Raw genomic sequence first — 23,305 nt, 5'->3', positions numbered from 1 at the left:
CACCGCGGCGTGTTCCGCTGCGGTGAACGGGCTTTTACGGAAACCAGGGGGGGTTGTCAAACACTTCCTCAAATCCCCCAAAAACCCCGCCACACATAGAATACACCCGATTCCCAACCCCATACCAAACACAACAAACCCAAATTAATTCCAAAAAAACTCACAAAACAGGGAACGAGGGGTTCAGATGCCCGCCAGCGCGCACAGCCTCAATGCGTTTGGCGAGCCCCGTCACATCATCTGTCTCGACAAAAACGCCACAAACCGTCGCATCGCCTTCTGCAGGCTGCAGACGCTCACCGGGCAGTTTGCGCACAAAGCGATAAAGCGAGGCTTCCTTCCCCATACCGATCACACTGTCATAGTCGCCGCACATGCCCGCATCGGTCTGATAGGCCGTCCCTTTGGAGAGAATGCGATAATCGGCCGTCGGCACATGGGTGTGCGTCCCCACGACCAGAGAGACCTTTCCATCGAGAAAATGCCCGAACGCCATTTTCTCACTGCCCGTCTCGGCGTGGAGATCGACAATGATCGCATGGGCCGTCATGCCCAGCTTGTGACGTGACAGAAATTCGCTCACTGCCCGGAACGGATCATCAAGCGGGTCCATGAACAGACGCCCCATGACGTTGATCACCAGCACCTTGCGCCCATTGGGAAGCACGATGACATACGCGCCCTGCCCTGGTGTGCCCGGCGGGAAGTTCAGGGGGCGTATGATGCGCGGCTCGGAGTTGATATCGCGGAGCAGCTCTTTCTTGTCCCAGGCATGATTTCCCAGCGTGATGACATCCACCCCGGCCTTGAACAGATCGGTTGCAATGGCGGTCGAAAGACCAAAGCCGTGAGAGGCATTCTCACCGTTCACGACCACCACATCGAGCTTCAGCGTCTCGCGCCATTCGGGCAAACGCGCCATGACGGCTTCGCGGCCCGCGCGACCGACGATATCTCCAAGAAAAAGTAGTCTCACTCTGCTCCGCCTTTCCCGGCCTGTCCTGCCAGGATTTCTTTTTCAGTCACAATCCAGTCGAGAGGCTGGTCATAGGCGCCGAGAGGCACCTGCGCCACTTCCTGCCAGGCAAACGCAAAGCCGATCGATCTACAGCGTAGCTCTGCAAGCGTGCGATCATAATAACCACCGCCATATCCCAGACGATTGCCTGAGCGATCAAACGCCAGAAGCGGCACCAGCAGCGTATCGGGTCGATCAACCTCACCATCCGGATGCATGGTGCCGTACCGCCCCTTGAGCATCGTGCCCTCGGGTCGCCAGTGCCTGAAAATAAGGGGCTGCCCCTTGGGCGTCGTTTCCGGCAACAGCACGGTACGTCCCGCCTCGGCCAGAAGGGCACAGAGTGGTCGCAGATCTGCCTCCCCCGGCAGGGGCCAGACACAGCCGATTTTCTTCATATGGGGGTTGCACAGAACAATCGAGGCAAGGGACCCGATCAGTTCTGCCTGAGCTTTCGGCGATGCCGGGTTGCTCGCCCTGCGCGTGCGCATCGCCTGACGCAGAGCCTGTTTTTCTTGATCGCTATTCATGTGTGGAACCACCCTGGCCGTCGGTCTTTCAGCCCTCCCGGACCTGCTCATGCAGGTGGGCACCAGATATCATGACCACGATCACGACAGCGCCAGTTCCCTAAGGAAGTGCTTATCGGCCCAGGGGTTGAGTTGCCAGACGTACCGGGCAGTCCCACAGGACACTACCTAGGCACTCTCCAGCTCGGCTGCAATGCCTTCTGCCCGCTCGGCCAACAAATTAAGCTTCTGCTCGCGCGCCTCGTTCTCGGCGATCAGACGATCCGCACGCTGAACACGCTCGCTGGTAGTGCTGGGCAGGATTTCCTTGGCCAGATCATGCAGTTCGTCAGCCATCAACAGCGACGCCATGACCAAGGTCCAGGCCTCACCACCCTGCGTGCCAAGACTGCGCACCCGCTCGATGCGGCGCTCGACCTGCCTGGCCAGATCCTGAAGATAGCGCTCCTCGCCATCCTGACAGCCAATCGTATAAGAGTATCCGTTGAGACGTACCGTGATCTGGGCCATGGTTTATGCCTCTTCCTCGATATCGAGACGATCGATGAGGTCGCGCACACGCAGGCGCAGCGCCTCGATATTGGCGGCAACAGGCTGCCAGTCTACATTATTGGAGGCGGGCTCACGCGAATGATGCAGGGCGTAAGCAATGCGATCCAACGCCTCTTCGATCCGATCTTCGGGTCTTGCAGAACTGCTTGCACTCTCGATCTGATCCGTCAAAACACCCTCATCATCCACATGCGGTTTCCGCTGGTCTATGGAAGCCTGTAACGCGCCGTGAGGTCAAGCATGAAGCCGGAGGAGACTCTCCCCCATAAGATCATCGCTTTATACGATGACTCGCTTCTCGCTCACCTGCCTCGCCCTGGCTCCGGCACTCCTTACGCGGTTATTCCGGCACAAGGGATCGGGCGAATCATGGGATTTCCCTGGTGGCAGGCTCTGACTGCCCCGCTGGGCGTGCCCGCTGTTTTCGATGCTGATGACGCACCAGCCCTTGCCGCCTCGGCATTGAGAGGGGGGGCACAATGGGTTGTCTGCACACAGTCAGGCCCTACATTGGAAACGCTGATTGCCCTGGCTGAAATCTGCAACGGTCATGTTTTGACAAGCCGCCCCTGCACCCTCACTCTTGGCAGACCGCCCTATAACGCTTACCGCATTGGGCAGCTTTCACAGTATCTGGCGCGCGAAAACTGAGCGCCCCTTCCGACGGACCTTGCCCATGCTGCCCTGCGAACTCTACCTGGTCACGATGCCGGATTTCGATCCCTCACGTGAATTGGCTGATCTGGCGAAGGTTCTCGAACGCTGGACACCCGCCGCGCTGCGTCTCAGCACCACCGACGAAACACGTGCCCGAAGCTGCGTCCATACCATACGTGAAACGGTTCATGCTCATGGCACGGCCCTGATTCTCACCGATCTGCCCGCGCTCGCGCAGGAACTCGGCTGCGACGGCGTTCACCTCACCAGCAGCCCTGCCCAATGCCTGACCGCCAGAGAAGAACTCGGGCGCGATCTGCAACTGGGCGTGTTCTGCGGGACGAGTCGCGACGATGCCATGAATGCCGGCGAACTTGGCGCCGATTATATCTCGATCGCGCCCAACGCGCCCGATCTGGTCGCCTGGTGGTCACAGATGATGGAACTGCCCATCATCGCTGAGGATATCGAGACGGAAGAGCAGGCATTGGCCATGATCAAGGCCAAGGCCGATTTCCTTGCTGTGCCCCTGAGCTTCGTCGATGCCGACGAAGCGGGTGCACGACTGGCCGCCATCGTCAGCCGCGCGGCGGAAGAATTTCCTGGGTAATATAAAGGGTGCCGTTGGATTGCGGTGCCCCGTTCAGCCAGAGTTTCACAACACGGCCCGTCGCATTCATCAGCACGAACTGGCCGTTCGACCCATCCCGCTGCACGATGAGCATATCGCCTGACAACGTCTTCAACCCGATCCTGTCGGATTTGAGCCTGGTCATTGCCTTGTTCAGCGCCTTGGGCGACCAGTTGCCACGCACGATGGTGAAACCCAGAAGCTGCTTGAGAAGCGCTGCGTTCTGCGATGCCATCAATCCGCCCGGCACCCGGGCGGCATAACGCTCAAACGGCTCATTGGGCAGGGCGAAGACGGTATAAGGCCCATTACGCCCCAGCCGCGGGAACATGCCTGTCTGGCGCATAGCCTGACGATAATCCGCCAGTTCGAGCGATCCCGAGATATTTTCGATCAGCGGACGATCCGCATACGAAAAGGTCGGCGGCTCGGCATAGGCTACCGGGCTGGAAGTCTCTGTCTTGGTCGAGGCATGATACATGTGCGCGCTGCTGACGGCAGGCATCTGCACCGCTGCCAGCGAACTCGGACGGGGAAACGGATCCTGACGCGCCCGGCTCTCACATCCCGCAAGCGCGAGAGCCGCACAGAAACAACTGAGAACTGTCGTTCTTCTTTTTCTTCTTGCAACCAGTGTCATAAGGCTCAGCACCCGTCTCCGCGCATGGTCCAGCCAACGACGCGGCTGTTGTTCAGCTCAAACGTCGTCTGGCAGGTCGTGTTGTAATAGCTGGGAGGGAAACCGCCGAAGCCGCCACCCCAGCCGCCATAGCCACCCCAGCCGCCGTAACCGCCATAGCCACCCCACGGACCGCCACCCCAGCCCCAGCCCCAGCCACCTGTGCCGGGGGAGTAATTGGTCTCGTTGTCGATATACGCCAGGAAGTCATGACCGCTGGCCTGATAGGTGCGGGTCGGCACACCGAAGGTGCGCAGCACATCCACGTCCGTCTTGCCGATCATCGAATCCAGCACCTTACGCTGCTGGACCGTCGGTACGTCGCACGCTGACAGGGTCAGCAAAGCGGCACATGAGAGGAAAATCGTCTTCTTCATCATCCTGTTACCCTTTCCGAAGCTGAAGCCGCCTGCCGGATCAGTTCGAAGCTGGCGCCACTCTAGGCAATAGAAACGACTTTGCCCCCAGAAAAGGTTCATGGCTATCCGAAGGTTTAAGAAAACCACATAATGTCACAGAGTCGTGGTGCGCCGACTGCCAGCATGACGAGCCGGTCAAAGCCCAAGGCTATCCCGCTGCAGGGCGGCAGCGACTGCAGATCGGCCAGAAAGGCCTCATCGAGCGGCCAGTTCTGGTCGGGCGCAAGCGCTAGACGCCTCGCCCGATCTGCCTCGAAGCGCACGCGCTGCTCCTGCGGGTCTGTCAGCTCCTCGAATGCATTGGCGAGTTCTATCCCGGCCGCATAAAGTTCGAAGCGCAGCGCCACCCTCGGGTCTTCCGGATCACGCCGCGACAGGGCTGCCTGCGCTGCGGGCCAATGCGTAAGAAATGTCGGTCGCGCCCGGCCAATCTCGGGTTCGACCCGCTCCAGCAGAAGACGAAAGAACAGATCCTCCCATTCCTCTCCGGGGCGCAAGGCGGTTCCGGCTTCTCGCGCCAGACGTTCGGCATCGCCGCCTATCGCCAGAAGATCCACGCCGACATAGCGGGTAAAAGCCTCTGCCATGGTCAGACGCTCGAAAGGTGCTGCAAAATCGAGCGTTGTCTCGCCATAAGTCAGGCTCGGCGGCAGAAGCGCGCGCACAAGTGCTTCTGTCTCATCCATAAGAGACGCCAGCCCGGCGCCCGGTCGATACCATTCGAGCATGGTGAATTCAGGGGCATGTAAAGCGCTCTGCTCGCCATTCCGCCAGACGCGGGCAAGCTGATAGACCGGCAGACCAGACGCCGCCACGATGCGCTTCATGGCAAATTCCGGGCTCGTATGCAGAAACCGCGTCTCGCATGTGCCATCGGGCCGCTCGAGCTCGGTGCGGAAGCAGCGCAGATGCACCTCTTCGCCGGGTGTCGGAACAGCATAAGGCGTCTCGACCTCAAGATAACCCCGTGAGTCGAAAAACGCTCTGACGCTCCTTTGCAGCAGCGCACGACGTTGCAGCAAAGGCACCCTGTCGGAAATAGCCGTGCGTCGGACCATGAAATACGCTCTCCGGTTGCGAAAACTGAGGGGATTGCAGTACAGCCGCCTCATGGCAGAAAAGGTCAATCCCCCCACCCTGCGCAGCGTCGCGCAACTCGTTGCGCATGGGCTCGTCCCCCCCGAGCAGCGCGAGGCGCTCGAAGAGGTGGCAAAGGCATTTTCCACAGCCATTCCCGCCGAGTTCCTTTCTCTCATCTCCCATCCAGACGACCCGATCGGACGTCAGGTGGTCCCGAGCCCTGCCGAACTCAAAACAGCGCCATGGGAAATGCAGGACCCCATCGGGGATGATGCGCTTTCACCCGTTCCGGGCATCGTGCATCGCTATCAGGACCGGGCGCTGCTCAAGCCGCTTCTGGTCTGCCCGCTTTATTGCCGTTTCTGCTTCAGGCGCGAGCATGTTGGTCCAGATGGCGGCCTGCTCTCGGACGACGCCCTGGCTACAGCGCTCGCATGGATTGCCGATCACCCTTCTGTCAGCGAAATCATTCTGACCGGCGGCGACCCGCTCATGCTGAGCCCAAGGCGGCTCAAGCATATCGTCAGCGCGCTTTCGGCCATGGCGCATATCCAGACGATACGTATTCATAGTCGGGTACCGGTCGCCGATCCGGCGCGCATCACACCGGCCCTTCTTGATGCACTCGAGACAGACCGCGCCATGTGGGTGGTGCTTCACGCCAATCACGCCAGCGAGCTGACGCCCAAGGCGCGTCAGGCCGTGCGACAGATCCAGAGCCGGGCCATTCCCGTTCTAAGCCAGTCTGTCCTGCTGCGCGGCGTCAACGACACAGAGGAAGCGCTCGAAGCCCTGCTGCGTGCTTTCGTCACGTCACGGATCAAGCCCTATTATCTGCATCAGCTCGACCCTGCCCCGGGCACCGCGCATTTCCACGTGCCCATCGATGAAGGGCGCGCCCTTCTGGCAAAACTGCGCGGCAGAGTGACGGGTCTGGCATGGCCGACCTATGTGCTCGATATCCCCGGTGGCGCGGGCAAGGTGCCGCTGGGTCCTGATTACTACCGCCCCGATACGCATCCGGGCGAGGTACGAGACCCCTATGGCTCCGCCCATCGTCTTGATGAGCCTCAACAGGAATCCTCTCTGTCAGAGGGGTGAATCGCCGCTCATCATCCCACGCAGGAAACGTTTCATGACCTGCATGGTCAAACGACGCAGCTTGGGAGAGACATGATAGGGCTCAGCCTGCGGATCAGGCAGTCTGGTAATGGTCTCACGCATCGCCTGCGGCAGCGTGGGGAAAGGATCGACACCTGTCACCCGTGTCAGCGAGGCAACGGGCACCTGGGTGCAACTCGGTGTGACCGTATTCTTGCAGACATAGACCGAAAGCGCCCTGCGCCCCGGCAGATAGACTGCCTTCCAGACAGAACTCGGCACAGGGAGCGCGTTATCGCCAATCACGGCTGGCGAGGCGAGGTGATAGGCTGGCCCCGTCACCACATAGGCCTCGCCTTCTGACAGAACGAGGGCACGCACCTGTTTCTCGATCCCCGCCCATAGCCCGCGATTCAGGTCGGGAGACTGCGGCACCATATTGGCAAGAGAAAAGCTTTCCTGCTGCGAGGCACGGCTTGGCGCATCACCGCTCGGCGCCATATGCCCGCGATCGAAACCCGAGCGGCGGTAATCATCCAGCCGGGCCCGATCCGCTTCGTTCTGTCTTGTCTCCTCATGAAAGACCCCCTGGCGCAACTCATGTTGCGCCGAGCGTATCGCGTCGCGTGTCAGATGCTCGGCAGCCCAGACGGGCTCATGCGTCACACCCGACGCCATGACGGCAAAATCGGTATTGCACAGGAACGTGTCACGCTGCATCGGCGCCGGAGCCGACAGAGCGGGCGCCACCCCATCAAGAAAGAGCCCGGAGCACTCTGCCGCAAAACCAGGACGGCAGAACAGAAGCAGACAGACAGCCGGAAGAACGCGCAGGATCATGCCGCGTCGTATCTCCTCAGCAAAAAACAAACAATCGGATCGCGCGTCCTTCTGTCGTCACACAAGCGCAGGGCAAATGAGCCGCTACCCCCGTCAGGGACGGCAGCCTTGCTGGCCTAACCCGGTGCCTCAACGGGTGTCACGATTCCATCTCGCTTGCTCTTGCGCGCCCGCTTCGTTAGAAACCCGCCTTTCACGGCGGCACAGACCCGTCGTATTCACATCACGATTCCCGGGATCTTTCTTCCATGAAGCAGCAGGCAAACCTGATTCGCGCCGGACAGGTTATTGAGCATGACGGTCGTCGCTGGACGGTTCTCAAGCAGCAGATCATCACGCCGGGCAAGGGCGGTGCGTTCATTCAGGTTGAAATGCGCGACCTCAACACGGGCAACAAGACCAACGAACGCTGGCGTACGGCTGACACCGTCGAGCGCCTGATGACGGAAGACAAGGACTACAGCTATTCCTATACGGATGGCGACAATATCGTCCTGATGGACCCGGAAACCTTCGAGCAGGTCATGCTGCACAAGGATATCTTCGGCGACCAGCTGCCCTTCCTGCAGGACAACATGGAACTGAACGTGAAGCTGGTCGAAGGCGACCCGGTTGGCGTCTCCCTGCCGCCGCATGTCACGCTCGAAATCACCGAGGCCGATCCGGTGGTCAAGGGCCAGACGGCCAGCTCGTCCTACAAGCCCGCCATGCTGTCCAATGGCGTGAAGACCATGGTGCCGCCCTTCATCGAAGCCGGTGAGCGCGTTGTGGTCCGCACCGATGACGCCTCCTATGTCGAGCGCGCCAAGTAATCATTGCACCGGGAGAGCATGAGGTTTACCTCGGCTTTCCCTCACGGCACCGAGGCAACCCGGTTCTGTTTCGACCGACTACCCCTGCTCTTTCAAAATCTCTCATCAGGATTAACGCCATGCGTCTCTCGCCGCATATGACCGTCATGCAGAATGCTGCGCAAAAGGCAGCCAAGCGCCTCCTGCGCGACTTCGCTGAAGTCGAGCAGCTTCAGGTCAGCATCAAGGGACCGGGCGATTTCGTCTCCCAGGCCGATCTGCGTGCCGAACAGACAATCCGTGATGAACTTGCCCGCGCACGCCCGGGTTATGCCTTCCTGATGGAAGAAAGCGGCAATTCCGGTGGCGATAACTGGACCTGGCGCTGGATCGTCGACCCGCTCGACGGCACCTCGAACTTCCTTCACGGCATTCCGCAATGGGCCATCTCCATTGCCCTGCAGCGTCGTCACCCTGACGGATCGACCGAAATCGCGGCTGCCATGGTCTATAACCCTGCCGCCAACGAGATGTTCTGGGCCGAGAAGGGCATCGGCGCCTTCCTCAATGAACGTCGCATCCGCGTGTCGGCCCGTCGCGAGCTTTCAGAATCCCTGATTGCCACTGGCATCCCCTTTGCCAAGACTCCCGCCGATCGTCGCCTGCCTTTCGGTCGTACGCTCGCAGCCCTCATGCCCCATGTGGCTGGCTTCCGTCGCTTTGGTGCCGCAGCCCTTGACCTCGCCTGGGTTGCCGCTGGTCGCTACGAAGCCTTCTGGGAAATCGGCCTCAAGCCGTGGGATTGCGCGGCCGGTCTTCTTATCGTGCGCGAGGCCGGTGGCTATGTGACCGACCCGGAAGGGCTGGAAATCACCGATCTGGACAATGACGTCACGCTTGTCGCCGGTAACGGCAATCTGCATGGACCGATCCGCAAGATCGTTCTCGACGCTCTGACCCGCAAGGCCTGAAGCCAAAGGGCCCATGGAGGCAGGCGCCCTGTCATCGGGTGCCTGCCGAAAATCAATTGCCCATAATTTTTCGCAAGCGAAGGGAACCCGGAGCGTTGGGGCTTCATTCCCCATTGCCCGAGCGGGGGCAGCGCGATTAGGATCGCCCGGTCATGAAACGGCCGATCCTTCTTTCCCTCCTGTGCTCGGCCGGTCTCCCGGCCGTCCTGCTGACCTCCCTGCCCGCAGCGGCACAGGTCACCTCCAACGACGACGCGCTGCCCGCTGCGGCGCCTGCCAAATCCCAATCCGCCAAAAAAGCGCCCGCTGGCACGACCCACGCCGAAAAGGCGCCTCATGCCAAATCGCATGAAGCCGCGCCAAAGAAGCCAGCAGAGAAAAAGGCCCCGGCTGCATCCGCCCCCGGTGCCTCTCCCGCTCCGGCACCACGCCTTCCCGCCGCCCAACGCGTCGGCGCGCCCCCCGACGTACCCGCCGAGCCGCCCCATCCCGTGGTCATTCCGCCGCCCGGCGTGAAAGTGCCGACTCACCCGCCGGTTCCGCCTGAGGACATCAAGCCCGACCCGGAGGCAAAAGGTCAGACCGAGGCACGCCCGAACGGTCTGCGTGTGCTCTTTGCCGCCAATAGCAGCGGCATGACCCAGCCCATGATCGACGCGGTAAAGGCAGAAGCCAGAAAGCTGGCTGGACGGCCGACGCTTCGCGTTACGCTCTGGGCCTCTGCCAGCGGCTCAACGGAAGACCTGTCGACACCAAGGCGCATTGCCCTGGCTCGTGCTCTGGCCGTGCGCTCGCTCCTGATTCGTGAAGGTGTGGCCACAACGCGCATCTACCCGCGTGCCACCGGGCTCGCCCCCGCAGGCTCCAACCCACCTGACCGTCTCGACATCGTCGCCGAAGGCAGCGTCGCTGCTCCGATTTCAGAAGCCCAGTTCGGAACCGCCCCGAGGACCGCCACGCCATGACCCGCCCCACTCTTTATCTGTTGCGCATGGGGATCTTCCTGATCCTTGTTGCTGCTGTTGCTGCCCTGCTGAGCAAGACACTCTATGCCGCCTTCTTCGCCAATCCGGCGCTGGACGGCCTGATTCTGGGTGTGTTGATCATCGGCATTCTGTGGAATCTGCGCACGGTCCTTCGGCTCTTGCCAGAGGTGAAATGGGTCGATCAGCTGCGCGTCAATCGTGCAGGTCTGGCCCAGCCCGCCCCGCCGCGCCTGCTCGGTGCCCTGGCGCGCAATCTGGCCGCACGCACCACGACGGGGCGCCTGAGCCTGTCGCATCAATCGGCTCAGGCCACGCTCGACAGCCTTTCAGGGCGTCTGGACGAATCGCGTGACATTTCACGATACATGACCAGCCTGCTGATCTATCTCGGTCTGCTTGGCACATTCTACGGCCTGTTGCTGACGGTCAGTTCCATTGCGGGTGTGATCGGCGGCATGAGTGTCGGTGACGGCAATCTCGATGCCATGTTCGGCCAGTTGAAGACGGGCCTGGCCGAACCGCTCAAGGGCATGTCCACCGCCTTCTCAGGGTCGATGTTTGGCCTCGCCGGGGCACTGATCCTCGGATTTCTCGACCTCAATGCCGGTCAGGCCCAGAACCGCTTTTTCAACGAGGTCGAGGAATGGCTGGTCGGCATCACCAAGCAGGGTGGCGCGCTGATCGAAGGGGGCGATGCCTCTGTCCCGGCCTACGTACAGGCATTGCTTGAGCAGACGGCTGAAAATCTCGAAACGCTGCAGAATGTCGTCTCGCGCAGCGAGGAAAGCCGCATGCAGCAGCTTCAGGTCATGGACGGGTTGCAGGAGCGCCTCAAGGCCATGACCGATCTGCTTCAGTCCAACCAGAAAATGATGAATCGTGTGGCTGAAGGTCAGGCCCTGCTCGGCCCGTTCCTCAAACATGTCGGTGAGGCTGCCACACCAGGCACAGCGGCCTTCAACGACGCGAAAGACAGCCGCGAGCAGTTCGGTCGTATCGAGGGGCATATCGTGCGCCTGATCGACGAACTGCATAGCGGCCGCGCCCAGATGGCTGGCGAAATCCGCAACGACCTGCGCGTTCTGGCGCGCACCATTGCGGCAACGAGCCCCAATGGCGGCACGGCCGTTCCTCCGGCAGCACAGTAAGGCGAGGCGGCTTTCATGGCACGACGCTCCCGACGCAGTTCCCATGGTGGGGAACTCAATGCCTGGCCCGGTTATGTGGATGCGCTCTCCACCCTACTGATGGTGGTGACCTTCGTGTTGCTGGTCTTCGTTCTCGGCCAGCAATTCCTGTCCGTGGCGCTCAGCAAGCGCACCCACTCGCTGGATGAGCTGCGCCAGCAGCTGGCGGCGCTTCAGCACACGCTGTCGATGAGCGAGGACAAGAACACCCAGCTCAACGCCATGGTGGCCAGCCTCACGACCGATCGCGACAGCGCCAAACGCCAGGCTGACGTCCTGACCCAGCAGCTCGCCACGCTGAATGGCACAATCGCCGAAAAGGAGCAGGCACTGGCCGCCGCCGGTCAGGCCACGCAATCCGATCAGGCGACCATCGCCCAGCTCAAATCACAGCTTGAGCAGCTCAACCAGCAGCTTCTCGCCATTGGTCAGGCCCTGGATATCGCGAAAAAGGATGTGACTGCACGCGACCAGCAGATCACCGATCTGGGCAACAAGCTCAACGTGGCCCTCGCCGACAAGGTGAACCAGCTCAAGCGGTATCGTTCAGAGTTCTTCGGCCGGCTTCAGGATATCCTGAAAAACCAGAAGGGCGTCGAAATCGTCGGTGACCGATTCGTTTTCCAGAGCTCCATTCTCTTCCCTCAGGGAAGCGCCGAGCTGACACCGGAAGGCGAGAAGGAAATTGCGGCCCTGGCCCATACCTTCAAGCAGGTTTCGAGCCAGATCCCGAAAGATATTCCCTGGATCCTGCGTATCGACGGCCATGCCGACAAGCAGCCTATCCATACCGCATTCCCGAGCAACTGGGAGCTGTCGAGCGCGCGTGCCATCACAGTGGTGAAGGTGCTGGTCAAGGAAGGCGTCGATCCGCATCATCTCGCCGCAACAGGATTCTCCGATTACCAGCCCCTCGACCAGGGCAATACGGCAGCGGCTTTCGCCCGCAACCGGCGTATCGAATTTCGCCTGACGGATCGCTGATCAGGCGCCCCGAAGCGCCTTTGAAACATCGGGGAGAAATCGCATCGTGCCGGTTTCTCCCCAATGACAAGAACGGCGCAATCGCTTATGTATCGCGCCATGACCGGCACGCCCCTCTCCCAGATCCGCAATTTCTCGATCATCGCGCATATCGACCATGGAAAGTCCACGCTGGCTGACCGGTTGATCCAGGCCTGCGGTGCGCTCACGGCTCGTGAGATGAAAGAGCAGGTTCTGGACAATATGGAGCTGGAGCAGGAGCGCGGCATCACCATCAAGGCGCAGACCGTGCGCCTGACCTATCCTGCCAAAGACGGCAAGACCTACATCCTGAACCTCATGGACACGCCAGGCCATGTCGACTTTGCCTATGAGGTGAGCCGCAGCCTTGCCGCCTGCGAAGGCTCCATTCTGGTGGTCGATGCGTCTCAGGGTGTAGAAGCCCAGACGCTGGCCAATGTCTATCAGGCCATCGACGCCAATCACGAGATCGTCCCAGTTCTTAACAAGGTCGATCTGCCTGCCGCCGATGTCGAGCGCGTGCGTGCCCAGATCGAGGAAGTCGTCGGCATTCCCGCCGATGATGCCGTCGAAGTTTCGGCAAAGACGGGCCTGAACATCGAAGGCGTTCTCGAAGCGCTCGTCACGCGTCTGCCCCCGCCAAAGGGCGATGCCACCAAGCCGCTTCAGGCCCTGCTGGTCGATAGCTGGTACGACCCGTATCTCGGCGTCATCATTCTGGTCCGTATCATGGAAGGCACGCTCAAGCGCGGCGACAAGATCCGCATGATGCAGGCCGGCTCCACCTATCATGTCGATCAGGTTGGCGTGTTCCTGCCCAAGATGACGGCGGTCGATTCGCTCGGACCGGGCGAGATGGGCTATATCAACGCCGCCATCAAGACCGTGGCCGATGTGGCCGTGGGTGACACCGTGACCCTGGATCGCCTGCCTGCCGAAAAGCCGCTGGCCGGGTTCAAGCCCTCTATCCCTGTGGTGTGGTGCGGCCTCTTCCCCATCGATGCCGATGATTTCGAGAAGCTGCGTGATTCTCTCGCCAAGCTGCGTCTCAACGACGCCTCGTTCCACTTTGAGGCCGAGACCTCGGCGGCTCTCGGCTTCGGTTTCCGCTGCGGCTTCCTTGGCCTGCTGCATCTGGAAATCATCCAGGAGCGTCTGTCGCGCGAGTTCAATCTCGACCTGATCGCAACCGCGCCGTCCGTCGTTTACAAGATGCACCTGACCAACGGCACGCAGGAAGATCTGCATAACCCTGCCGACATGCCCGACCCCGGCAAGATCGAGAAGATCGAAGAGCCGTGGATCAAGGCGACCATTCTGGTTCAGGACGAATATCTGGGCAGCGTGCTGACGCTCTGCAGCGAGCGACGCGGCATCCAGATGGATCTGACCTATGTCGGCAACCGCGCCATGGCCGTCTATCGCCTGCCACTCAACGAAGTGGTGTTCGATTTCTACGACCGCCTCAAGTCACTGACACGCGGCTATGCCAGCTTCGACTATCAGATCGATGGCTATGAAGAGAGCGACCTCGTGCGCATCTCGATCCTCGTCAACCAGGAACCAGTCGATGCACTGGCCTTCGTCGCGCATCGCACGGTTGCCGAAACACGCGGGCGCGCCATTTGCGGCAAGCTCAAGGATCTGATTCCCCGCCAGCTCTTCAAGATCGCGATCCAGGCCTCTATCGGCTCACGCATCATTGCGCGTGAGACGCTGGGTGCCCTCTCGAAAGACGTGACGGCCAAATGCTATGGCGGTGACATCTCGCGCAAGCGCAAGCTTCTGGAAAAACAGAAGGAAGGCAAAAAGCGTATGCGCCAGTTCGGCAAGGTCGAAATTCCGCAGAGTGCCTTCCTCGCCGCGCTGAAGATGGACTGACCTGACGCCTCGTCTCCACCCGACAGGGCAAAAAGCAAAAACAAGAAGGACCCTCCCGATATGGCCTCTACCGCAGCCGTCCTTTTCGTCCAGAATGATGCTGACGATATCGGCTGGTGGATGGCCTATCACCTGGCTCTGGGCTTCGATGCGCTGATCGTCATCGACGATCAGTCGACTGACGGCACATGGGAGATCGTCCAGAGCGCGGCTGGCCTCTATCCGATCGAGGCCCAGCGTGCGCCAGCGGGGAGCGGTATCGACTATGCTGAACGCCGCTCTGCTGCGTTCAGTCAGGCCATTGCCTCCTGCCGTTCGCGCTTTGACTGGGTGATCTGCCTCGAGAGCGATGAATATGTCTATCCTGAAAGGGAAGACACGATCGGCGCCTATCTCGATCGCTTTGCAGATGCCGACGCCATAATGCTGCACTGGTCGATCTTCGGTTCCAACAATCATATAGCCCGCACAGCCCATGCACCTGTTGCCGCCTATACGCGTCGCGCGCCTCTGGATTTTGCCGATCATGCGCTCGGCAAGCGGTTTGTGCGACCGGAGGCGGTTCAGAACCACGCACTCGATGGCTGCCACTATGCCCTCGATGAGAGCCGTCATGTCACCGCCTCCGGCGCGCCTTATGACCCGGCCGCAGCACCGACCTGGGATGGCGCCCGCATTCTGCACTATGTCGCGCGCAACATGACGCATTACACGCGTCGCATTGCCCGACTTCCTGCCGGTGTGACACCGCCCGATCTCTGGTCGCACTTCAACCGCAACGATGAGGAAGATCTCGCGCCCAGCCGTTTTCTGCCTGCGACGCGCGATCATGCAGCGCGCATCGCCCGCGCCGGACTGGACGCATTTTTCTGGCGTGTAAGACAGGATATCGAGGCCTTCAGCCCGAGCTTCCTGCCCGAAACTGTTTTCACCATCCGAAAGCGTGAGAGCATCGCGACGGCGCCACGCTTCAATTACGCGCAGATCGAAAACAGTGCCGGTGAACGGCTCGCTTACGACACGGACAAGAACAACCTCGTCTTCATATCGTCCAACGCTTCGCCGGAAGGAACACTGCCTGTCTGGCTGGTTATCGATCAGCAAGCCGAGCCCGAAACCCCTTCAAAGGGGTTTCTGATGCTGCCCCAGGGCGAGGCGCCACTCATCGCGACAGGCGCCCTGCTGACACGTTGGCTGCCCGTGCAGGTAGATGATGATGTCTCCGCTGATCCTGCACGAACGTCCTGCCGCCTTCTTGCCCTTCAGGGCAGCTCCGGACTCGGCCCGGATCTCGATGGCGTTCTCGGCCTGAATGCGGCGGCGCCAATGCCCCTCGTGCTCCAGTTCGTGCAGCCTGATCGTGCCCTGACCGAGAGGTTGCGCCCCTATTTCGCCCTGCGTAGCCGAGGCAACAGCTTGCGGGACTTTGTGACTGGTCTGGACCTGATGCGCACGCCGCACGCCGATGCTCTTGCCTGCGCCATCGCCCACCTCACGCCAGACGCAAGAAGCATGCTTGAAATCCGCTATGCCGGGCTCGTGCCCCTCTGGCTCGCCGCGGCCTGACGGAACTCCTCCCTTACATTCTCGTATTCAAGGAAGAATGACAGCCGAGGAGGCACCAGCACCCTTGCTCCTGCCAGAGGCAGGACAGGGTGCGTCCGGCTAACCTCCCTACCAGACAGATCCCAGCAGAAAGGCAGCGCTCGTGGCACAAAACGGAACCTCACCGAAAGCGCCGCCCAAACGTCCCGTGCGCCGTGTGCTGACCGCCACGGCAGGCGGCATGGCTATTCTTCTGGTGCTTCTGATCCTGCTCTGGAACTGGGACTGGTTCGTGCCTCTGGTCAATCGACGGGCCAGTGCCGCGCTGCATCGCCCCGTGACGATCGCCCATCTTCATGTCCGTCTGGGTCTGACAACAACCGTATCGGTCGATGATCTCCAGATTCATCAGCCCGAAGGCTTCGACTCAGAGAAAGAGCTTTTCGCGAGTGCGAAAAAAGCGACTGTCTCGGTCAATGTCTGGCGCTATATCACCCATAAAGGGCTGGAAATTCCGCTGATTGCGCTCGATACACCAAAAGGCGATATCGTAGCCCTCGCCAACGGCAAAAATAATTACAGCTTCACCGATCCCAATGCTAAGCCCGAGCCGGCACCGCAGGGCAATACCCAGCCCAGCACCCTGCCGAAAATCGGCGATGTAGTCATCACCAATGGCGACATCCGCATCGCGATAGCCAAGCTCAAGACCGACATGCATGTGCTGCTGCATACGACCCCGCCGAAGGGTGATCAGGATGGCAGCATCGTTATCGACCTCAAGGGGCGTTACGCACAGGCCCCGATCACCGGGCATATCGTCGGCGGCTCCCTGTTGACGCTTACCAATTCAACACGCCCGTATCCGATCGATGCCCGCCTTGAAAACGGTCCCACCTATGTCACGCTGCGTGGCTCGGTTGATGACCCGCTGCATTTCAAGGGCACGAAACTCGTCCTGCATTTTGCTGGGCCGGACATGTCCCTGCTTTACGGTCTGACCGGCATCCCCATTCCCCAGACGCCCTCCTACAGCGTTTCGGGTAATCTCGATTATACCAGCGCCCATATCCGCTTCAGCAATTTCTCGGGCAAGATGGGGTCATCGGATATCGGCGGGACAATCGCTGTCGATCCTCAGACCAAGCCGATCACGGTCGACGCCAATCTGTATTCGCATCATGTCGATCTGAAGGATCTCGGTGGCTTCATCGGTGCGAAGCCAGGTCACGAAGAGAGCAAGCAGGCTGCGACAAGCAACCGTATCCTGCCTGACAAGCCGATCAACGTCCCCAAGCTGAACGCCGTCAATGCGCATCTCGTCTATAAGGGCGACCGCATCGAGAACAAGGACATGCCGCTCGACAACATTCTCGCGGATATTGCGGTCCAGGATGGCGCCATTACCATCAACAAGTTGAATTTTGCGGTTGGCGACGGCACGCTTGGCCTGTCCGGCGCACTCGACCCCGCAAAGAACGGCCAGTTCGACACGCATTTCAAGGTCGATGTCTCACGCCTGTCGATCCAGCGCCTGATGAAAGCCACCGCCACCTTCAAGGGTCAGGGCACACTGGGTGGCCATATCACTCTGGCGGCAACGGGCAACTCCATCGCGACCCTGCTGGGTAACGGCAATGGCGGCGTGACACTGGTCGTCGATCATGGCGGCGATGTCTCGGCGCTGCTGCCCGACCTCATGGGTCTCAAGATCGGCAGTGCCATCCTCTCGGCGCTGGGCATTCCCACCCGCTCCGACCTGAAGTGCTTCATTGCTGACATGCCTTTGCGTCAGGGTATTCTGAGCACCAATTCGCTTCTGCTCATGACCAACAATACCCGCACTCTTGGCGGTGGTACGGTCAATCTGAAAAACGAGACGCTCGACTATCACGTCACCACACGCTCGACGTCGTTCAACGTGCTCTCACTGCCAGGTCGTGTGAACATCACCGGCCCCCTCAAGAGCCCTACCATCATGCCGGGTGCGGAAATTATTGGCCGTGCCGCCGCGACAGCCGGGCTCGCTGTTGCCTTCCCGCCAGCTGTGCTGCTACCGACCATCCAGTTCGGTGTCGGTCAGGGCAGCGCCTGTGAAGATGCCCTGACCCAGGCCAACACGGCACCTGCTGCTGGTGTCAAGCCGGGTGCCACAACGGGTAGTGGCGCAGCCAGTGTCCAGCCCACGCCGCACGGCAAGGCCGTGTCGCAGAAACCCCTCAGCCGCAAGCAGGTCCATTCGGTCTGGCAGGAGCGTCTGAAAAAGCAGAACTGACCGGCAATCAGGCCCCATCAAGACGATTGATCCGCAAGCGCCATCCTGCCAGTCTGAAAGGATGGCGCGCTTCCCTTTTATCCTGATCCTGTCCCTGTGTCTGACCGGTTGTGAAACCGGCCCTGTGGCCCCGAAAGCTGAAACAGCTTCAGGCCTGCCCCCCGTCATCATGGTGTCGATAGATGGCTTCAGGCCCGACACGTTGCGTCAGGGCGACACCCCTACACTCGATGCGCTGGCCGATCAGGGGGTTTTCGCCCCGATGCGCCCATCCTTTCCGTCCATCACCTTTCCCAATCACTATACGCTGGTCACCGGATTGCGCCCCGACCATCATGGTGTCATCGGCAACACCATGATCGATCCTGATATTCCGGGCGAAATCTTCAGTGTCGGCAAGAAGACGGGGCTCGACGACCCGCGCTGGTGGGATAATGGCACACCGGCCTGGGTCACAGCCCAGGTTCATGGGCTCATGACTGCCGTGATGTTCTGGCCCGGCTCGGACGTGCCCATCCTGAATACGCGCCCTGATATCTGGTATCATTTCGATGCCTCACGCACCCCGACCCAGCGGGTTGATACCGTGCTGTCCTGGTTCGACCGTCCGGTCGACAAGCGCCCTGCACTCTCGCTGCTCTATTTCGACGGGGTGGACCATGCAGGCCATAAATACGGCCCCTTCGCGCCTGAAACCCGCGCAGCGGCAAAGCAGGTCGATACAGCACTGGCCGGTCTGATCAGAGGCCTCGCCCAGCGCCATGTGGCTGCCAATATCCTGATCGTTTCCGATCACGGCATGGCAGCCCTCAGCCCTCAACGAGTCATTCCCCTGACCAGTCTGGCCCCGGCCCATGCCATGGAGATCGTGACGTCAGGTCCCTATGCCGGAATCAACCCCGTGCCGGGTCATGAGCGCGAACTCGCCCATGCGCTCTCCATCCCTCATGACCACGTCACCTGCTGGCCAAAAGCACATATTCCCGAAAGGCTGCATTACGGCAGTAACCCGCGCGTTCCGGCATGGCTCTGCCTCGCTGAAACCGGCTGGACCCTCACGCGCGAGCCGCACGAGCATGTTTCTGCCGGAGGGCACGGCTATGACATGGCCGCCCCTGACATGATGGCCACATTCATCGCGTCCGGCCCCGCCTTTTCGCCGCACAAGACCCTGCCAGCCATCGATAACGTCGATGTCTACCCGCTGCTCATGATGCTGCTCGGTCTGCTGCCCGAAAACAATGATGGCTCGCTCACCCCGCTTCAGGGTGGCCTGCGCGACACGTATCGCGCCATACAGTGAGTCAGTCGGCGATCAGGGGCTCAAGACCCTTGTCGGCACGGGCCCTCCCCACCTAGAACGACGCCACGTCTCTTTCCTGCCCGGAGCCCGCCAAACGTGACCTCTTCTCCTCTTTCCTCCTGGCTGGATCGCCGTTTCAAGATCGGACAGAGAGGCTCGACCGTTCAGCGTGAAATTCTGGCAGGTCTCACGACTTTCGGCGCGATGGCCTACATCATGGCGGTCAACCCGGCCATCATGAGCAAGGCGGGGCTTGCGTCGCATGACATGATCATGACGACCATTGCAGCGGCTGTCTGTGGCACGTTGCTCATGGCGCTGTTTGCCAACATGCCTATTGCCCTGGCTCCGGCCATGAGCAGCAATGCGATCTTTGCCCAGATCGTCGTCAATCAGATGCATGTCGATGTGCGTACGGCCTTCACCATCGTTCTGATCGGCGGCATCGCGTTTACCGCCCTTTCTGTCACGAAATTGCGGCACAAGATCATCCAGGCCTTTCCCGAGCCCATTGTGCTGGGCATTCAGATTGCCATCGGCATTTTCATCGCCCGCCTCGGCATGGTGACGGGCAATCTGGCCGTGGCTGCGCCTGATGGTTTCCATTTCGGCAGCCTGAGCGATCCTTCTGCCCTGCTCACCCTGTTCGGTCTGTTTCTTGCCGGAGTTTTCATTGTCCTGCGCGTTCCGGCAGGGATGCTGATTGCCATTCTGGCCGTCACACTGGTCAGCCTCTTCGTCCACAAGGACGGCCATGCCGTGGCAAGCCTGCCGCAGCATGTCGTGGAATGGCCGCACTACCCGACCCATCTGCTGTTTCCGTTCAATTTCGGCGATTTCTTCTCACATCTCGAATTGCTGCTGCCGATCACGCTCTATTTCCTGATCAGCGATTTCTTTGACGCCACCGGCACGATGTACAGTGTCGCCAACCGGGCACGGCTCACAAAGCCTGACGGCACCACCCTTCTCGGTCGCGCTGCCTTCGCTGCCGATGGCTCGGCCAGCATCATCGGCTCGGCGCTCGGCACCAGCACCGTCTCGGCCTATGTCGAAAGCCTTGTCGGCGTGGAAGCCGGGGGTAGGACGGGGCTTACGGCGCTCATTGTCGCCCTGCTCTTTGCCGCATCTTCCGTTCTATGGCCGCTTATCGTGATGATCCCCCCGGAAGCCACGGCGCCCGTGCTCATTCTCGTCGGACTTTCCATGCTCTCGGCTCTGGGTCAGGCCGCCAATGGCTCGCAGGAGGCGCTTCTCACCCCGGCATTCATGCTGCTGATCGCCGTGCTAACCGGTAATTTCATGATCAGCCTCGCGCTCGGTCTGCTCTTCTATTCGCTGATGCTGCTGGTCACGCGCCAGTTCGTCCGGCTCACGCCGATGGTGCTGGGGCTGGACGCCGTGTTCCTGTTCTATCTTTTCCTGATCAGCCAGACCGGGCTCGGGCAGGGCTGACCCTCCCCTGCGAGAACCTGCTCGTCATGTTGTGAAGAGCGGTCGCGGTAACGACAGCGACGCAGGGTCGTTGACACAGGCAAGTAAGGGCTCCCGGCCTGGAGCCCTTCATCAACAGCAATGAGGCTTGCACCCGTGTCATCCCTTCTGAACGAACTCGCCCCGCTCAAGGACGAGTTCATCGCGCTTCGCCACGATCTGCATACGCATCCCGAACTCGGCTTCACTGAAAAACGCACCAGCGATATCGTTGCGTCGAAGCTGACAGAATGGGGCTACACCATCGAGCGCGGCATCGGCGGCACGGGGCTTGTCGCCACGCTGAGCAAAGGCAGCAGCAAGAAAATCATCGGCCTGCGCGCCGAAATGGACGCGCTGCCAATTGTGGAAACGACCGGCCTCCCCTGGAAAAGCGCCCAGGAAGGCGTTTCGCATATGTGTGGCCATGACGGACACACCACGATGCTGCTCTGCGCAGCGAAATATCTTGCCGAAAAACGCCCTTTCGACGGGACACTCCACCTCATTTTCCAGCCTGCAGAAGAACTGCTCTGTGGCGGTAGCCGCATGATCGATGACGGCCTGTTCGACAAATATCCCTGCGATCTCATTTTTGCGCAGCACAACATGCCCGGCTTCCCGAGCGGCAATTTCTATTTCCACAAGGACGCCGCCATGGCGTCCTCTGACACGGTCAAGATCACAATCAAAGGCAAGGGCGGCCATGGTGCCATGCCCCAGAAAGCCAGGGACCCGGTTCTGGCCTGTGCCCAGCTCGTCATGGCGCTGCAGAGCATCGTCTCGCGTAATGTCGACCCTTTCGCCCCGGCTGTCGTGACAATCGGCGCCCTCAATGTCGGGCGCGCGGCCAATGTCATTCCGGCTGAGGGCGAACTACTTCTGACCGTCCGCACCATGACCGATGAGGTGCGCAAACTCGTATTGAGCCGGATCAGCGACATCGCCACGAATACGGCGCTCACCTTCGAATGCCAGGCCACGATCGAGCATGAGAATGGCAGCCCGGTTCTGGTCAATGACAACAAGGCGATCGATTTCGCCCGCGAGACCGCCGCCGAAATCGTCGGCGCCGATCATTGCCATGACAGCCCTGCCTTCATGGGCAGCGAGGATTTCGCCTTCATGCTGCAGGCTCATCCCAATGGCTGCTACTGGTTTGTCGGCAATGGTACGGAAGGGTGCAATGGCACGCCGCTGCATAATGGCGGCTTCGACTTCAATGACGCCAACATCATCCCCGGTGCGGCGCTTTTCGTCGGGCTGGTAGAGAAATATCTCGCCCCTTCACGCTGAGCCAGCCTGACACCCACAGGGCCTCTGACGGCTATAGCCCCGTATTGGCGTAGCCGTCAGAATGACCGGAAGACAGGCGAAGGCGGTCCGCGCTTCAGACACATGCCGCACGGTCGGGCTTCGCCCCTGCGTTGCCATGTTCAGGCAGCCTGACCGGTCGGGATTGCGAGTAAATCAAAGAAGGAAAAACATATTATATTTTTTAACAGGCAGTCTCTGCCTATTTTTAAACACAGTATTATCGTCCATAATAACTGTGATACCGGGAGCGTGATGCAAAACTTCCCCGGTATCACACCTTCATTACGAAGTTTTCCGAAAATTTCACTTTGCGTAACATGCCACCCCTTGTCCTGGACAAATGGTAATGAATGCCATGCGTCGAAACAGCCGATTCAGACGCCATCGAGCAGATCCGACCGCTTCCTCAGTACGTGCTTACCGGTAAATATGGTTCAGGCTGAACGACCCAGAAACCGGGCCATCTCGTCGCGTGCTGTCTTGGCGTCACGGCCAAGCGCCATCAGATCGCCTATCTGACCCGGCTGACGCACGAGGCTGCGTATCAGCTTGAAGGGCGAGATCCGCCCCTCTGCTAGGACATCGCGCGCTGCGGGGGGCAGATCGCGCTTTGAATCGTCACAGACAACACGCAGGACTGCAAAGGGCAGACCAGTATTGGCCACAAACCCGCTTTCCATATCGACGGCCAGACAGCCGGTCTGGGCATGAAGGGCAGCCTTGTCGGCAGCTGTCGCGACAAGCCCGTCGCTATGCAGAATGCCGCCATGCAGGACACCCGGCTCCCCCACGCCGAATTCACGCGAGAGCACCGCATCGGTCTTGATGCGCGAGCCGTTCACCAGCACCCATTGTGGAATTACGAGGGCACCCGGCATCAGATCGGGCGCCAGCCCGGCGGCGCAGCCGAAAGACAGAAGACGGGTTGCCCCGGCTTCCAGCAGACGCGCAATGGCTGCTTGCGCCCCGGCAGCACTGGCGCCGCTGATAGCCACCATCGCATCGGGGCGACGCGCCCGTATCAGGCGCGCCTCGGCCTTCAGCCCGACGAGAACGCCAAGCAT

23 protein-coding genes and 1 other RNA gene are annotated in these 23,305 nt (G+C 60.5%); 14 read left to right on the top strand and 10 right to left on the bottom strand.

Features of this window, described 5'->3' with window-relative positions:
* Positions 1-160: 160 nt before the first annotated feature.
* From IEV53_RS14545 to IEV53_RS14525, 5 genes are all read right to left on the bottom strand, one after another.
* Positions 161-976 carry a TIGR00282 family metallophosphoesterase gene (locus IEV53_RS14545; RefSeq protein ID WP_188427553.1) on the bottom strand — a complete coding sequence of 272 codons (816 nt, stop codon included), beginning with the start codon at positions 974-976 and terminating at the stop codon, positions 161-163.
* Positions 973-1,548, bottom strand: a complete 576-nt coding sequence (locus IEV53_RS14540) for a 5-formyltetrahydrofolate cyclo-ligase (protein WP_188427552.1) — start codon at positions 1,546-1,548, stop codon at positions 973-975. Before IEV53_RS14540 ends, IEV53_RS14545 begins: the two co-directional genes overlap by 4 nt.
* A gap of 1 nt (position 1,549) precedes the next feature.
* A non-coding RNA gene (gene ssrS, locus IEV53_RS14535) (6S RNA) lies at positions 1,550-1,706 on the bottom strand.
* A gap of 10 nt (positions 1,707-1,716) precedes the next feature.
* Positions 1,717-2,058, bottom strand: coding sequence for a cell division protein ZapA (locus IEV53_RS14530; protein ID WP_188427551.1), 342 nt, complete (start codon positions 2,056-2,058; stop codon positions 1,717-1,719).
* A 3-nt stretch (positions 2,059-2,061) separates the two neighbouring features.
* A complete protein-coding gene (locus tag IEV53_RS14525; protein ID WP_229719927.1) occupies positions 2,062-2,289 on the bottom strand; it encodes a hypothetical protein in 228 nt (75 codons plus the stop codon).
* Between the two features lie 180 nt (positions 2,290-2,469).
* Between IEV53_RS14525 and IEV53_RS14520 the strand changes: the two genes are divergently transcribed.
* On the top strand, positions 2,470-2,751 hold the full coding sequence (locus IEV53_RS14520; protein WP_188427550.1) for a hypothetical protein: 282 nt from the start codon (positions 2,470-2,472) through the stop codon (positions 2,749-2,751).
* A 25-nt stretch (positions 2,752-2,776) separates the two neighbouring features.
* Positions 2,777-3,367, top strand: coding sequence for a thiamine phosphate synthase (locus IEV53_RS14515; protein WP_188427549.1), 591 nt, complete (start codon positions 2,777-2,779; stop codon positions 3,365-3,367).
* Here IEV53_RS14515 and IEV53_RS14510 read toward each other — a convergent pair.
* The 3 genes from IEV53_RS14510 to epmA all read right to left on the bottom strand — a co-directional run bounded on the left by IEV53_RS14510 (position 3,336) and on the right by epmA (position 5,544).
* Entirely contained in the window at positions 3,336-3,893 is a 558-nt protein-coding gene (locus IEV53_RS14510; protein ID WP_188427548.1) for a fasciclin domain-containing protein, read from the bottom strand. The two genes, IEV53_RS14515 and IEV53_RS14510, sit on opposite strands and share 32 nt — an antisense overlap.
* Positions 3,894-4,033: 140 nt before the next feature.
* On the bottom strand, positions 4,034-4,447 hold the full coding sequence (locus tag IEV53_RS14505; protein WP_188427547.1) for a hypothetical protein: 414 nt from the start codon (positions 4,445-4,447) through the stop codon (positions 4,034-4,036).
* A gap of 113 nt (positions 4,448-4,560) precedes the next feature.
* Entirely contained in the window at positions 4,561-5,544 is a 984-nt protein-coding gene (epmA, locus tag IEV53_RS14500; RefSeq protein WP_229719926.1) for an EF-P lysine aminoacylase EpmA, read from the bottom strand.
* Positions 5,545-5,596: 52 nt separating this feature from the next.
* Here epmA and IEV53_RS14495 point away from each other — a divergent pair, with 52 nt between their 5' ends.
* The gene (locus IEV53_RS14495) at positions 5,597-6,667 is read left to right on the top strand and encodes a lysine-2,3-aminomutase-like protein (RefSeq protein ID WP_188427545.1); all 1,071 of its coding nucleotides are present in this window, start codon (positions 5,597-5,599) and stop codon (positions 6,665-6,667) included.
* On the opposite strand, the gene IEV53_RS14490 is transcribed toward IEV53_RS14495, so the two are convergent.
* The gene (locus IEV53_RS14490) at positions 6,656-7,507 is read right to left on the bottom strand and encodes a DNA/RNA non-specific endonuclease (protein ID WP_188427544.1); all 852 of its coding nucleotides are present in this window, start codon (positions 7,505-7,507) and stop codon (positions 6,656-6,658) included. The two genes, IEV53_RS14495 and IEV53_RS14490, sit on opposite strands and share 12 nt — an antisense overlap.
* Before the next feature lie 248 nt (positions 7,508-7,755).
* Between IEV53_RS14490 and efp the strand changes: the two genes are divergently transcribed.
* The 11 genes from efp (at position 7,756) to IEV53_RS14435 (ending at position 22,220) form a co-directional block, all read left to right on the top strand.
* A complete protein-coding gene (gene efp / locus IEV53_RS14485; RefSeq protein WP_188427543.1) occupies positions 7,756-8,319 on the top strand; it encodes an elongation factor P in 564 nt (187 codons plus the stop codon).
* A gap of 119 nt (positions 8,320-8,438) precedes the next feature.
* Entirely contained in the window at positions 8,439-9,269 is an 831-nt protein-coding gene (locus IEV53_RS14480) for an inositol monophosphatase family protein (protein WP_188427542.1), read from the top strand.
* A 152-nt stretch (positions 9,270-9,421) separates the two neighbouring features.
* On the top strand, positions 9,422-10,234 hold the full coding sequence (locus IEV53_RS14475; RefSeq protein ID WP_188427541.1) for an OmpA family protein: 813 nt from the start codon (positions 9,422-9,424) through the stop codon (positions 10,232-10,234).
* Entirely contained in the window at positions 10,231-11,403 is a 1,173-nt protein-coding gene (locus tag IEV53_RS14470; RefSeq protein ID WP_188427540.1) for a flagellar motor protein MotA, read from the top strand. Before IEV53_RS14475 ends, IEV53_RS14470 begins: the two co-directional genes overlap by 4 nt.
* 15 nt (positions 11,404-11,418) lie before the next feature.
* On the top strand, positions 11,419-12,426 hold the full coding sequence (locus IEV53_RS14465; RefSeq protein WP_188427539.1) for a peptidoglycan -binding protein: 1,008 nt from the start codon (positions 11,419-11,421) through the stop codon (positions 12,424-12,426).
* A 99-nt stretch (positions 12,427-12,525) separates the two neighbouring features.
* Positions 12,526-14,328 (top strand): translation elongation factor 4, encoded by a 1,803-nt coding sequence (lepA, locus tag IEV53_RS14460; RefSeq protein ID WP_188427560.1) that lies wholly within the window; start codon positions 12,526-12,528, stop codon positions 14,326-14,328.
* Between the two features lie 60 nt (positions 14,329-14,388).
* Positions 14,389-15,894: a glycosyltransferase family 2 protein gene (locus IEV53_RS14455; protein ID WP_188427538.1), complete on the top strand. Its 1,506-nt coding sequence runs from the start codon at positions 14,389-14,391 to the stop codon at positions 15,892-15,894.
* 142 nt (positions 15,895-16,036) lie between these two features.
* Positions 16,037-18,148 (top strand): AsmA family protein, encoded by a 2,112-nt coding sequence (locus IEV53_RS14450; protein WP_229719925.1) that lies wholly within the window; start codon positions 16,037-16,039, stop codon positions 18,146-18,148.
* Positions 18,149-18,209: 61 nt separating this feature from the next.
* On the top strand, positions 18,210-19,451 hold the full coding sequence (locus IEV53_RS14445; protein WP_188427537.1) for an alkaline phosphatase family protein: 1,242 nt from the start codon (positions 18,210-18,212) through the stop codon (positions 19,449-19,451).
* 96 nt (positions 19,452-19,547) lie between these two features.
* On the top strand, positions 19,548-20,906 hold the full coding sequence (locus IEV53_RS14440) for an NCS2 family permease (protein ID WP_188427536.1): 1,359 nt from the start codon (positions 19,548-19,550) through the stop codon (positions 20,904-20,906).
* A gap of 135 nt (positions 20,907-21,041) precedes the next feature.
* Positions 21,042-22,220 (top strand): M20 aminoacylase family protein, encoded by a 1,179-nt coding sequence (locus IEV53_RS14435; RefSeq protein ID WP_229719924.1) that lies wholly within the window; start codon positions 21,042-21,044, stop codon positions 22,218-22,220.
* A 455-nt stretch (positions 22,221-22,675) separates the two neighbouring features.
* On the opposite strand, the gene IEV53_RS14430 is transcribed toward IEV53_RS14435, so the two are convergent.
* Complete coding sequence (locus IEV53_RS14430; RefSeq protein ID WP_188427534.1) at positions 22,676-23,305, bottom strand: nucleoside phosphorylase-I family protein; 630 nt, start codon at positions 23,303-23,305, stop codon at positions 22,676-22,678.

The organism is Asaia siamensis, assembly GCF_014635085.1.
Taxonomy (GTDB): Bacteria; Pseudomonadota; Alphaproteobacteria; order Acetobacterales; family Acetobacteraceae; genus Asaia; species Asaia siamensis.
This window is presented reverse-complemented; position numbering and strand designations above follow the sequence as displayed.

Bases quoted from the DNA above. Each gene is read 5' to 3' on its own strand.
- IEV53_RS14445 (WP_188427537.1), top strand. From the start codon at position 18,210: ATGGCGCGCTTCCCTTTTATCCTGATCCTGTCCCTGTGTCTGACCGGT.
- IEV53_RS14520 (WP_188427550.1), top strand. From the start codon at position 2,470: ATGGGATTTCCCTGGTGGCAGGCTCTGACTGCCCCGCTGGGCGTGCCC.
- IEV53_RS14515 (WP_188427549.1), top strand. From the start codon at position 2,777: ATGCTGCCCTGCGAACTCTACCTGGTCACGATGCCGGATTTCGATCCC.
- IEV53_RS14540 (WP_188427552.1), bottom strand. From the start codon at position 1,548: ATGAATAGCGATCAAGAAAAACAGGCTCTGCGTCAGGCGATGCGCACG.
- epmA (WP_229719926.1), bottom strand. From the start codon at position 5,544: ATGGTCCGACGCACGGCTATTTCCGACAGGGTGCCTTTGCTGCAACGT.
- lepA (WP_188427560.1), top strand. From the start codon at position 12,526: ATGACCGGCACGCCCCTCTCCCAGATCCGCAATTTCTCGATCATCGCG.
- IEV53_RS14430 (WP_188427534.1), bottom strand. From the start codon at position 23,305: ATGCTTGGCGTTCTCGTCGGGCTGAAGGCCGAGGCGCGCCTGATACGG.
- IEV53_RS14510 (WP_188427548.1), bottom strand. From the start codon at position 3,893: ATGCCTGCCGTCAGCAGCGCGCACATGTATCATGCCTCGACCAAGACA.
- IEV53_RS14455 (WP_188427538.1), top strand. From the start codon at position 14,389: ATGGCCTCTACCGCAGCCGTCCTTTTCGTCCAGAATGATGCTGACGAT.
- IEV53_RS14495 (WP_188427545.1), top strand. From the start codon at position 5,597: ATGGCAGAAAAGGTCAATCCCCCCACCCTGCGCAGCGTCGCGCAACTC.
- IEV53_RS14465 (WP_188427539.1), top strand. From the start codon at position 11,419: ATGGCACGACGCTCCCGACGCAGTTCCCATGGTGGGGAACTCAATGCC.
- IEV53_RS14505 (WP_188427547.1), bottom strand. From the start codon at position 4,447: ATGATGAAGAAGACGATTTTCCTCTCATGTGCCGCTTTGCTGACCCTG.
- IEV53_RS14475 (WP_188427541.1), top strand. From the start codon at position 9,422: ATGAAACGGCCGATCCTTCTTTCCCTCCTGTGCTCGGCCGGTCTCCCG.
- IEV53_RS14490 (WP_188427544.1), bottom strand. From the start codon at position 7,507: ATGATCCTGCGCGTTCTTCCGGCTGTCTGTCTGCTTCTGTTCTGCCGT.
- IEV53_RS14470 (WP_188427540.1), top strand. From the start codon at position 10,231: ATGACCCGCCCCACTCTTTATCTGTTGCGCATGGGGATCTTCCTGATC.
- IEV53_RS14480 (WP_188427542.1), top strand. From the start codon at position 8,439: ATGCGTCTCTCGCCGCATATGACCGTCATGCAGAATGCTGCGCAAAAG.
- IEV53_RS14530 (WP_188427551.1), bottom strand. From the start codon at position 2,058: ATGGCCCAGATCACGGTACGTCTCAACGGATACTCTTATACGATTGGC.
- efp (WP_188427543.1), top strand. From the start codon at position 7,756: ATGAAGCAGCAGGCAAACCTGATTCGCGCCGGACAGGTTATTGAGCAT.